Source organism: Synechococcus lacustris Maggiore-St4-Slac (assembly GCF_024345595.1).
Classification (GTDB): Bacteria; Cyanobacteriota; Cyanobacteriia; order PCC-6307; family Cyanobiaceae; genus Synechococcus_D; species Synechococcus_D lacustris.
On record NZ_JAGQBK010000018.1, the window covers coordinates 21610 to 32745 of the forward strand.

At 49.5% G+C, this 11136-nt stretch carries 10 protein-coding genes and 1 tRNA gene; 8 read left to right on the plus strand and 3 right to left on the minus strand.

Annotation, left to right across the window (positions count from 1 at the left end; genetic code table 11):
* Nucleotides 1–5: 5 nt before the first annotated feature.
* The gene (locus KBY68_RS10555) at nt 6–620 is read right to left on the minus strand and encodes a hypothetical protein (RefSeq protein WP_255097143.1); all 615 of its coding nucleotides are present in this window, start codon (nt 618–620) and stop codon (nt 6–8) included.
* Between the two features lie 246 nt (nt 621–866).
* The gene (locus tag KBY68_RS10560; protein ID WP_255097144.1) at nt 867–1901 is read right to left on the minus strand and encodes a serine-rich family protein; all 1035 of its coding nucleotides are present in this window, start codon (nt 1899–1901) and stop codon (nt 867–869) included.
* A gap of 216 nt (nt 1902–2117) precedes the next feature.
* Here KBY68_RS10560 and KBY68_RS10565 point away from each other — a divergent pair, with 216 nt between their 5' ends.
* The 3 genes from KBY68_RS10565 to ribD are packed head-to-tail and all read left to right on the plus strand — an operon-like array spanning nt 2118 to nt 6205.
* Nucleotides 2118–4613 (plus strand): GH116 family glycosyl hydrolase, encoded by a 2496-nt coding sequence (locus KBY68_RS10565; RefSeq protein WP_255097145.1) that lies wholly within the window; start codon nt 2118–2120, stop codon nt 4611–4613.
* The gene (locus KBY68_RS10570) at nt 4610–5098 is read left to right on the plus strand and encodes a DUF3122 domain-containing protein (protein WP_255097146.1); all 489 of its coding nucleotides are present in this window, start codon (nt 4610–4612) and stop codon (nt 5096–5098) included. The genes KBY68_RS10565 and KBY68_RS10570 overlap by 4 nt, the downstream gene beginning before the upstream one ends.
* Nucleotides 5099–6205 (plus strand): bifunctional diaminohydroxyphosphoribosylaminopyrimidine deaminase/5-amino-6-(5-phosphoribosylamino)uracil reductase RibD, encoded by a 1107-nt coding sequence (ribD, locus tag KBY68_RS10575; protein ID WP_255097147.1) that lies wholly within the window; start codon nt 5099–5101, stop codon nt 6203–6205.
* A gap of 2 nt (nt 6206–6207) precedes the next feature.
* Here ribD and KBY68_RS10580 read toward each other — a convergent pair whose 3' ends face one another.
* Nucleotides 6208–6945, minus strand: a complete 738-nt coding sequence (locus KBY68_RS10580; RefSeq protein ID WP_255097148.1) for a potassium channel family protein — start codon at nt 6943–6945, stop codon at nt 6208–6210.
* 51 nt (nt 6946–6996) lie between these two features.
* Between KBY68_RS10580 and ftsH the strand changes: the two genes are divergently transcribed.
* From ftsH to KBY68_RS10605, 5 genes are all read left to right on the plus strand, one after another.
* Entirely contained in the window at nt 6997–8889 is a 1893-nt protein-coding gene (gene ftsH, locus KBY68_RS10585; protein WP_255097156.1) for an ATP-dependent zinc metalloprotease FtsH, read from the plus strand.
* 20 nt (nt 8890–8909) lie between these two features.
* Nucleotides 8910–9857 carry an ornithine carbamoyltransferase gene (argF, locus tag KBY68_RS10590; RefSeq protein WP_255097149.1) on the plus strand — a complete coding sequence of 316 codons (948 nt, stop codon included), beginning with the start codon at nt 8910–8912 and terminating at the stop codon, nt 9855–9857.
* 48 nt (nt 9858–9905) lie between these two features.
* Nucleotides 9906–10529, plus strand: coding sequence for a transcriptional repressor LexA (lexA, locus tag KBY68_RS10595; protein WP_255097150.1), 624 nt, complete (start codon nt 9906–9908; stop codon nt 10527–10529).
* A 19-nt stretch (nt 10530–10548) separates the two neighbouring features.
* A tRNA-Ala gene (locus KBY68_RS10600) sits at nt 10549–10621 on the plus strand.
* A 334-nt stretch (nt 10622–10955) separates the two neighbouring features.
* Nucleotides 10956–11136: hypothetical protein (locus KBY68_RS10605; protein WP_255097152.1), on the plus strand; the 181-nt coding region annotated here is incomplete at its 3' end.

The window sequence follows — 11136 nt, forward strand, 5'->3', positions numbered from 1 at the left end:
ATAGTTTAATAAGCCTGGGAAAAATTACTTTGGAAATTACTTGTTTTAATGTCAACGGTTGTGTTTGAAGTTATATTAGCATTTGCATTTCCATTTGAGATTCTTGTAACTGTGGAAGCTGGATCTAAAGCCTCTGAAATTGCAGAAAATTTGGTGAGAGCTGGATCTAGAATGATATTAAGAGCTCCAGTTACACCTTTCAAATCAGCATTACCGGAGGACAAGCTAGCGTCAGTACCGGTTGAATTGACCGTAGTACCATTAAGAGTTGTTGTTCCAGAGCCCACAGCTTTAATGTTTGAAATTACAGCTGATGTAACTCCATTACCACCTGAACCACCGCCAACAGAAGTGGAAATCGACCCGGCACTGGGAGCCAAAGAAGCTGATGTTTTGGTTGTTGTGCCTTCAGTGCCAGATAAAGAAACACCTACACCGAAAGAAGTAGAACTTCCAAAACCTAAGTTGGCGGAACCACCAGTTTGAGAAGAATTGTTATAAGTTGTGTTTTTCGGCGCTTGAGTTAGACCGGGAAGACTTGGTAGTACTTGAGAAAAAACAGCAGAATCTAATATTAAAGAAAATGCTAATACTGCAACTGACTTTACGGAGAACTTCATCAGCCGGCCATGTTGATCTACTTTATATTAGCCGATGGCAAGCTTAGAAACGGCGCCAACAGATTAATTTTCTTGAATCCGCTCCCCTTTTCCGATAAGGAAATCTAATCAGCTCAGCCCGAGGGTCTTTTGTTGCGCAAGTTAAAGGTGAGTAACAGCAAATAACCAATAAACCAACCAAAGAATAATATAAACATAAAAAAGGAGCCTGTTAAGGCTCCTAATAAATTAAAGCTTAAATTAACTTTAGAAAGCCTGAATGAAGGCAGAAGAGGAATTAGATGAACTCTGAGTAGCGAATGAGCTAGTAGAGAGGGAAGCACCAGCGCCAGCTTGAGCTGTACCGTTATTGGTAGCGGCTGTGCCTGAAAGAAGCGTTGTAGCTTTTGTGATATCGGCTTTGAATGTAGATGTATCACCAGCATTGATCTTGGCATCTGAGCCAATACCTTTAACTGTTACATCACTCTGTTGTGTTGTACTTGAACCTAAACCAGCACGAGCGCTTGAAGCAGCACTTTGGTAAGCAGTGTCGTAAGCGGCTTTGTAATCAGCAGAAGTTTTAGTTCCGTTCCCTGCCTTATTTTTCCATTCAGCTTCGGTACCAACAGACACGCTTGCGGATTTGGTCGCCTCTTGATTTACAAACGAATCAACAGAGGAGCTAGATGCATTGCCAGCGGTAACAGTTTTAAATGAACCGCTGATGGTGCCGTCAGTTGAGGATGCTGAATTTTGAGTATTAGTTTGAGTTTTAGAATTAATAGATGAGAATGCAGTATCAAATTCAGCTTTGTAAGCTGCTTGGTAGCCAGACTCCCATTTAGCTTTAGCATCATTCCCTGTGTAGTCTCCTTTTTTGGAAGAAGTCTCGTAAGAAGAACCCCAACCAGACTTACTTAATACATCAGCGGCATAACTAGATGCTGCAGCTGCAGTTTGAACAGTTGCTGAAGATTGCACCGCATTCTGGGCTGCACCAGAAGTACCGATTGTTTGCTGAAGAGTACTTGTGCCAGCCAGATTCAAAAGTGCACTAGAAGTGCCGTTATAGTCAGCAGTAGAAGAAACAGATGAGTTTACTCCCAAGTTTGTGCTTGAACCAACGTTAAAAGATTGGTTAGTACCAATTGAGTTGTTGAACTGAGTTGTACCCTCAGCTTTAATCTGCAAATTTCCAGCTGTGGTATTCATAATCATCTGGGTTGCTGCAAGCTCGGCTAAGGCAGGGGATGCAGCTCCAACAGAGAGGAGTGCAGCCAAGAGGATGGCTTTTTTCATTTGAGGATAAATTCCTGATCAGGGGATTTTAGGTAGGCAAAAGCTTTCCCACTTCACCATAGACCAATTTGCTCTGGGATGCACCCTGTACATATTAAATTTAGGTAATCGCCAAATGCCTGAGCTGCACTGAGTTTTGTTGGTTTTGCCCATTTCCCACGCCATAAAGCCAATATTGCTCTGTTCTGACAAGCTAGGTGCACCTTTTTATCCCCCATGGCGCCCTTTGGCCTCTCAGCCCTGAAGTTGATATTGCAACGTAAAACGGCTGTAAAGCCTCAAACCGCTAGCTGGAGCAGGCCCTTTGGGCTTGGTTGGGATAAGCCTTACACCGTGCGATATGCCAGTAACTTGGATGATGGCCCTTGGCATGGGGCACCCCTGGGCGGTTTCGGTGCTGGTTGCATTGGCCGCAATTCAAAAGGTGAATTCAACCTTTGGCACCTAGATGGGGGAGAACATTGGTTTGGCAACCTGCCGGATTGTGGTTATGCACTATTTGAAAGCGATGGCAGCACAAGCAAGGCCCATGGCCTGGCCGTTAAACCCACAGTTGATGCATCAAACCCAGAGGCGGGAGAACCCCTTTCCGCTTGGAGCTGGTATCCAGCTAGCAGCGCAAACCAAAACACCGGCACCTATAGCGCCCGATATCCACTCAGCTGGTTCCACTACAGGAACGTGTTCAAAGCAGAGGTGGAATGCGAAAGTTTCAGCCCGATATTGCCCGGCAATTATCGAGATACAAGCCTGCCGGTTGCAGTGTTTCGCTGGCATTTTAAAAATCCAAGCAAAAAACCGCTAAAGCTTTCGCTGCTGCTCAGCTGGCGCAACACCCTGGGCTGGTTTAAAAACACCGACCCCAGCGCTGAGGTGCATTTCCGTGATGATGGCAGCCCCGAACATTCCTATATCCCAGCGATTGGCGTAAGCAAAGGCCAAAGCAATCGCTGGATCGATAGCGATGGCATGCATGGAATTCTGCTGGAAGGGGAACGCCACAACCCGATCGCTGAGGGGGAAGGCCAATGGTGTTTAGCGGTGGGAGAGCTGCCTCCGGGGGTGGAGTTAATGCGTTGCAGCCGTTGGGATCCCCAGGGAGATGGCGCTGAAATTTGGAATCGATTCAGCGCTGATGGCTCTATCCCGCAAAGTAATAACGATCGCCGCAGCGGCAGCAACGATCCCCTTAGTTGTGCCATGGCCTTGAGATTTGAACTGGCCCCGGGGGCCGAACTTGAAATCCCCCTTGTGATTAGCTGGGATTTACCCGTAACGGCTTTTGCCACCGGCTGCCAAGCCTTTAGGCGTTACACCGATTTTCATGGCAGCGATGGCACAAATGCAGCTGCTATCGCCACTGAAGCGCTGCAGCAATGGCCCCATTGGAAGCAACAAATAGAAGCTTGGCAGGAACCGGTGTTGCAACGCCAAGATCTGCCAGAACCGCTGCGGATGGCTTTATTTAATGAGCTCTACGACCTAACCAGTGGCGGCACTTTATGGACCAACGCCAGTAGTGATGATCCAGAAGGCAGATTTGGAGTTCTGGAATGCCTTGATTACGCCTGGTACGAAAGCTTGGATGTGAGGCTTTATGGATCTTTTGCTTTATTGCAACTTTGGCCGGCCCTTGATAGGGCGGTATTACGTAGTTTTGCCCGCGCAATTCCAGCGGCAGATAGCACCCAAAGGCCGATCGGCTGGTATTTCACCCAAGGCAAAGGTCGAGTGGAGGCCGATCGAAAAGTGGCAGGCGCCACTCCCCATGATTTAGGGGCGCCGAATGAACGTCCATTTGATGCAACCAATTACACCGCTTATCAAGATTGCAATCTATGGAAGGATCTAGGTAGCGACTTTGTATTGCAAGTATGGCGCACCTATAAGTTGGCACCCGATGGCAAAAATATCAATTTCCTTGCTCAATGTTGGCCAGCTGCTGTAGAGGCACTCACCTATCTAAAAGGTTTTGATATTAATAATGATGGCCTGCCCGATAACGGCGGTGCTCCGGATCAAACTTTTGATGATTGGGCCTTAAAAGGGGTAAGCGCCTACTGCGGCGCGCTTTGGATTGCAGCTTTAGAAGCGGCTCTCGCAATGGCGCAAACATTAAGTTTGGAGTTGGGGCTTGATACAGCGTTGGAACAACGTTTATTTGGCCAATGGTTGAGTCAATCCCGCAGCAATTTCGACACATTGCTGTGGAATGGCGATTACTACAAAATTGATGCTGAAAGTGGCACCCCTGTAGTGATGGCAGATCAACTCTGCGGCGACTTTTATGCAAGGCTGCTGGGATTGCCCCCTGTGGTGAGTGATGCCAACGCCCACAGTTCATTAAAAGCAATTAAAGAAGCCTGTTTTGATAGCTTTGAAGGCGGCAAACTAGGGGTAGCCAATGGTTTAAAGCGCGACGGCAGCCCCCTGGATCCCAATGGCACCCATCCCCTTGAAGTGTGGACTGGCATTAATTTTGGTTTAGCCGCTTATTACCGATTAATGAAAGATAGCAACACCGCTCTAGCTATTTGTAATGCCGTAGTTAATCAGGTATATAACGGAGGCATGCAATTCCGCACTCCAGAAGCACTCACCGCAAATAACACTTTCAGGGCTTGTCATTATTTACGTGCTATGGCGATATGGGCCCTTTGGGCTACCCATACCCAGTGGCAATTAATTCCTGGGGCTGATAAAAAACCATGAATAAACGTAATTTATTTGCAATTGCAATTGCTTTTTGTTTGATATTTTGGCCGTTGGCACCAGCGCAGGCGCAAATTCACAGCCACAACGATGAAAATGGCATATCAGTGCTACGTAGTATTGAAAGTCTGCGGGATTTGGATTATCAAGCCTGGCAGCTGGTTGCCTATCGCGAAGGGCTTCCAGGGGGGCCACTGCGTTTAAGGATTGTTGGTTATCCAGGCAAGGTGCGATTAAATCACCCCACTGCTTTGCAAGTGCAAAGCGGCGAAAAAAATTGGAATTTAGCTGATATCACCCTCGAAAATCCAACCCTCAGCAGTGATAGCCGCGACGCTGCTGCGGAATTTGATCTTGAACCATTGCTAAGCAGCTTGAAAAAAAATCGCCCTTTGCGGCTAATGCTGCCTGGTGTATTCACTGAACTGCCAGTGCCACCTTTTGTGGTGCAGGAATGGCGCCAATTACCAAACCAACCGCTCTAAATGGAGGGCCAATGGCTTGATCGCCTCTGGATGGATAGGGCCCTGAGGCTGGCGGGATTAGCGGATGGGCTCACAAGCCCAAATCCATTGGTGGGGGCAGTGGTGCTCAGCGCTGCTGGTGAATTGGTGGGGGAGGGCTATCACCGCAAGGCAGGGGAAGGCCATGCCGAATTAATGGCATTGCAACAGGCCGGCAGCAAAGCAAAGGGCGGCAGCCTCTACGTAACCCTGGAACCCTGCTGCCATCAAGGTCGCACCCCACCCTGCACGGATGCGGTGCTCAGCTCCGGTGTGAAACGAGTGGTGGTGGCGATTGCAGATCCAAACCCATTAGTGGCAGGAAAAGGCTTAATGCTGCTGCGTGAAGCTGGCATTGAGGTTGAACTTGGCGAAGGGGCTGAGGCGGCAAAAAAACAAAACAGTGCTTTTCTGCATCGCATCAATACAGGCAAACCAGAAGGCATTTTGAAGTGGGCCATGAGCCTTGATGGCCGCACCGCCTTGCCCAATGGAGCAAGCCAATGGATAAGCGGCCCAGAAGCGAGAAGCTGGGTGCATCAATTGCGCAGCCGTTGTGATGCGGTGATCGTTGGCGGCGGCACCGTTAGGGCAGATGATCCCTTGCTTACAAGCAGGGGGCGGCGCACACCGGAACCGTTGCGGGTGGTGGTTAGCAGGGAATTAAATTTGCCCGATTCTGCCCAAATTTGGGATGTGAGCCTTGCTCCCACCCTGGTGGCCCATGGCCCTGGGGCAGCAGCAGAAAAAATCGCACTTCTAGATCAGTTGGGAATAGAAAGGCTGCAACTTAATCAATGCGAACCACAACAACTGATGGAGGCCCTAGCTAGCCGTGGTTGCAATCGGGTGCTTTGGGAATGCGGCCCCGGGTTAGCAGCGAGCGCCATAGGGCAAGGCTGCGTTCAACATATTGCGGCTGTAATTGCACCAAAACTATTAGGTGGCATCGCCGCATGCACTCCCCTGGGGGATTTGGGACTCAGCAGCATTCCAAACACATTTGAGCAAAAATATTCAGCCACAAGCCTTCAGGTGCTCGGCCAAGATCTACTTTGGCAAGCACAAATCAAAAGTTCATATACATAATTTTAGCGCATCTCCTCAAGCGATTCCTCAACCTCAGCGCTGGTTTCGCTGGCGGTAACCCTTGCAATCAATAAACCCATCACAACCGCTAAATACAACGGCCCAACAACTGCAACAATCACCGATAACATTTCCCCAGGGTGATTAGTTGCAACTATATCGCCAAAACCAACCGTTGATAAACAGCTAAAAGCAAAATAGTTTAAAGATATAAAATCAATCTTTGAACTTGAAATACTAGAGGAAACACCAGAAGAAATGGCATGAAAACTACCTGGAATCAAATCTTCCATAACATTAAATACGATGCCAGCGGCAAGGCCGAGCATTAAATAACCGGCGATTGCCCCCTGCAAAACAGCACTTGTTACTCGTTTTTCTTGGGATAAAAAATGCACTATTCTTGCTGCACTTAACGATGCAAAAAGCGCCCATAGGCCCTGCAGAGTAATCGCCCCATCAAAACTTTTAAAGCCACCGAAGGCTAATATTGCCTGGTCGATTATTACCCCAAAGCCAATTATTGGATACAAAAGATCAGCATAATTTGCACGTTTAGGAGCCTTATTACTGCTTGCCTCGTGCCCAGCAGCTAAACCAACCAGCAGCAGCAAAGCCAACAGCAAGAATCCGCCATGGGTTAGGGGGCGGGCCAGCTGCGGCGGCAACATAAAGATGCTGAGCAGCCCCAAGCAGGTTGAAAGCAAAGCCCGATAGAAGCGATGGTGAGGTATCAACACCCAAAGGCGGCGCAGGGGCCCTTAGCTTGGTTCACATCAGCACTGATGGCTATGGCCCTTCGCCAAGACGACAACAGCCCCAATAAACGCTTTGGGGTGGTGAACCTGGTGTTGATTGGCCTTGGCCTACTTCTGCTACTAAGCAGCTTCCTGCCTAACCAGGGCCTGCAGCAGGTGCCGCGCGTGCCCTATTCCCTGTTCATAAATCAAGTTGATGATGGAGCCGTGAAGCGGGCTTTCATCACCCAAGATCAAATTCGCTACGAATTGGCTAACCCCGTTGAAGGGGAACCAGCGGTGCTTGCCACCACACCAATATTTGATATGGAGCTGCCCCAACGGCTGGAGCAGCATGGGGTGGAATTTGCAGCATCGCCACCTAAAAAACCAAGCATCATCAGCACAATTTTGAGCTGGGTGGTGCCACCACTGATTTTCATTGTGGTGTTGCAATTCTTTGCCCGTAGGGCCATGGGTGGCGGCGGTGGCGCCCAGGGCGCCCTCAGCTTTACTAAAAGCAAAGCCAAGGTTTATGTGCCGGATGAGCAATCACGGGTAACTTTTGCTGATGTGGCTGGTGTGGATGAAGCAAAAGCCGAACTAACCGAAATAGTTGATTTCCTTAAAAAACCTGAGCGCTACACCGAAATTGGTGCACGGATTCCAAAAGGTGTGCTGCTGGTGGGCCCTCCAGGAACTGGCAAAACATTGCTCTCAAAAGCGGTTGCTGGCGAGGCAGATGTGCCCTTCTTTATTATTTCTGGCTCAGAATTTGTTGAACTGTTTGTGGGGGCCGGTGCCGCAAGGGTGAGGGATTTATTTGAACAGGCCAAGAAGAAAGCACCCTGCATAATCTTTATTGATGAATTGGATGCAATCGGCAAAAGCCGTTCCGGTTCAATGGGCGTTGTGGGTGGTAACGACGAACGGGAACAAACCCTTAATCAACTGCTCACCGAAATGGATGGCTTTGCCTCCAAAGACAAACCAGTAATTGTTATCGCAGCAACAAACCAACCAGAAACCCTTGATGCCGCTTTACTAAGGCCAGGTAGATTTGATCGCCAGGTATTAGTTGATCGCCCTGATCTATCTGGAAGGCTAACAATTTTGCAGATCTATGCAAATAAAGTAAAACTTTCAGAATCCGTTGATCTTCAAAAAATCGCTGCTGCCACCAGTGGATTTGCAGGTGCTGATTTAGCAAATCTAGTTAATGAAGGGGCCCTGCTTGCAGCCCGCGCCTATCGCACCACCGTTGAACAAGCTGATTTAAATGAAGCGATTGAACGGGTGGTGGCGGGGCTTGAGAAACGCAGCCGTGTTCTACAAGACGACGAAAAGCGAGTTGTGGCTTACCACGAAGTGGGCCATGCAATTGTTGGTCACCTGATGCCAGGTGGCAGTAAAGTTGCCAAGATTTCAATTGTGCCAAGGGGTATGAGCGCCCTCGGCTACACCTTGCAACTACCAACTGAAGATCGCTTCCTCAATTCCCGCGAAGACTTACAAGGCCAAATCGCCACCCTCCTGGGGGGCCGTTCCGCCGAAGAAGTGGTATTTGGCAAGATCACAACAGGCGCCGCCAACGACCTGCAGCGGGCCACAGATATCGCTGAACAAATGGTGGGCACCTACGGCATGAGCGACACCCTCGGCCCCCTTGCCTACGACAAACAGGGCGGTAACCGTTTCCTTGGCCAAGGCAATAACCCCCGCCGCGTGGTGAGTGATGCAACTGCCCTAGCAATTGATAAGGAAGTGCGGGCCCTGGTGGATAGGGGACACAACACCGCCCTGGATATCCTTAATTCCAACCGTGATTTACTCGAAAATATTGCCCAACGAATTCTTGAAAAAGAAGTAATTGAAGGAGATGAGCTCAAAGAACTATTGGCCAGTAGCTCCCTACCCCTTGACGTTGGGGCCCTTAATCCCGCATAAGGGTTCTTTGGGCTCAGCTGATGTTGATCAGCCAGCGCTACCCCACCCTTGGGGAGCTTCAAGGTAAGGATTTTCTTTCATCAGCCCAAATCACTGCGGAGCAAACCAGTGAATTGCTGCAGCTGGCGGCGGCATTAAAAACTGGTGAATTAAAGATCAACCTCCAAGGCCGCAGCCTCGGTTTAATTTTTAGCAAGGCCTCCACCCGCACCCGGGTGAGCTTCACGGTTGCTATGGCACGGCTGGGGGGGCAAACAATCGACCTAAATCCATCGGTAAGCCAGGTGGGTAGGGGCGAACCGGTGGCTGATACGGCTCGGGTTTTAAGCCGTTATGTGGATGCACTCGCCGTGCGCACCTTCGGCCAAGCTGAACTTGAGGAATATGCCCATTGGGCATCTATTCCAGTGATCAATGCCCTAACGGATCTCGAACATCCCTGCCAAGCCCTAGCTGATTACCAAACCCTGCAGGAAAACTGCGGACCGTTAGATGGAAAAACGCTTAGTTATGTGGGTGATGGCAATAATGTGGCCCATTCATTAATGCTCTGTGGTGCACTATTAGGTGTAAACGTAAGAATTGGCTGCCCTAAAGGATTTGAACCGGAGCCAGGGGTGCTTGAGCATGCTCAACAACTGGCAGCCGGCAAGTGTTCCATTGAGGTGCTACACGAACCCGATGCAACTGTGCAAGGGGCAGATGCGATTTACACCGATGTGTGGGCATCGATGGGTCAAGAGGAAGAAAAAGAAGAACGGGAACAAGCTTTTAGTGGTTGGTGCCTGAATAAAGAATTACTTGCACTTGCAAATCCAGAGGCAATAGTGCTCCATTGCCTACCTGCCTACCGGGGGCTTGAAATCAGCGCAGAAGCGATGGAATGTAAGGCCAGCCGAATTTTTGATCAAGCCGAAAATCGCTTACACGCCCAACAGGCCCTACTGGCGGCACTGCTGGGAGGCTAGACAAATCACCTACGGCACGGTACATCTGTATTAGCTACATCTCATGGCTTGGCTAATTCGGCACCACAGGAGCTCACCACCGCCCAGCAGGAGCTCTACGACTGGTTGAGTGGCTTCATCAATGAGCACCGCCACAGCCCATCAATACGGCAAATGATGGCTGCCATGGGCTTGCGTTCCCCTGCCCCTGTGCAAAGCCGCCTGCGGCATCTGCAGCAAAAGGGTTGGATCACCTGGAATGAAGGCCAGGCCCGCACCCTGCAACTGCTTGGCGAGGCCCAACAGAGCTTGGGGATACCAGTGCTTGGCAGTGTTGCCGCGGGCGGCCTAGTGGAAACCTTCCATGATGTGGAAGAACACCTCCACCTACAGCCGCTCCTGGAACGTCGCGGTTTATTTGCCCTCACCGTGAATGGCGACAGCATGGAAGATGCCCATATCGCCGATGGTGATGTGGTGTTGATGGAACCCGTGAGGGAGCTGAACCGGCTGAAGGCTGGCACCATCGTTAGCGCCTTGGTGGCAGGCACTGGCACCACCCTCAAGTATTTCCACCTCGATGGTGATCAAGTGCGGCTAGAGGCCGCCAACCAGCGTTATTCGCCCATTACCTTGCCGGCAGAACAGGTAACAGTGCAAGGAAAACTAGTTGCTGTGTGGAGGCAGGTCTGAGGTGTAAGCTCAATCACACGGGGCCATAGCTCAGCTGGTAGAGCACCTGCATGGCATGCAGGGGGTCAGCGGTTCGAATCCGCTTGGCTCCATTTAAAAATCCTATTGCAGAGGAATTTGGTTAATATCATAAATAGATGCTCTTTATGCAAGATTAATGCACTTCCTGCTTAAATCACTAGCAACAACCCTAGGGACTTCCTGCATTCCCGTAGCACTGCTTACAATTCACCCAGTACTGGCCGACGAGAAAAAGATAGAAACCATAGATCTGGAATCGGTTAAAAAGAATTGGGTGGATGAATCAAACAACACCGAATATATGCAGCGAGTCCCGGGAAGTGTCAGCCCCAAAAACATACCATCACCAAATTGCGATCGCCACGGCTGCTATAATCATGGTTCCAGAAAGTCATCATGGTAAAAATGCATAAAATAAATTTCTTTCTTGTTGCAATTTGCTTTTATTGCTTTAATGGTTCAATCGCTTTTGCTCAACCCACACAACAAACCTGGCAGCAGTATAGGGATGGATTTCTTGAAGAAAAATCAAACCTTGAACAGCGTTGCGCAGTAGGTAAAGCCGAAAACAACAAAGGTTTATCCA

Bases quoted from the DNA above. Each gene is read 5' to 3' on its own strand.
- KBY68_RS10565 (WP_255097145.1), top strand. From the start codon at position 2,118: ATGGCGCCCTTTGGCCTCTCAGCCCTGAAGTTGATATTGCAACGTAAA.
- KBY68_RS10570 (WP_255097146.1), top strand. From the start codon at position 4,610: ATGAATAAACGTAATTTATTTGCAATTGCAATTGCTTTTTGTTTGATA.
- KBY68_RS10555 (WP_255097143.1), bottom strand. From the start codon at position 620: ATGAAGTTCTCCGTAAAGTCAGTTGCAGTATTAGCATTTTCTTTAATA.
- KBY68_RS10560 (WP_255097144.1), bottom strand. From the start codon at position 1,901: ATGAAAAAAGCCATCCTCTTGGCTGCACTCCTCTCTGTTGGAGCTGCA.
- ftsH (WP_255097156.1), top strand. From the start codon at position 6,997: ATGGCCCTTCGCCAAGACGACAACAGCCCCAATAAACGCTTTGGGGTG.
- argF (WP_255097149.1), top strand. From the start codon at position 8,910: ATGTTGATCAGCCAGCGCTACCCCACCCTTGGGGAGCTTCAAGGTAAG.
- ribD (WP_255097147.1), top strand. From the start codon at position 5,099: ATGGAGGGCCAATGGCTTGATCGCCTCTGGATGGATAGGGCCCTGAGG.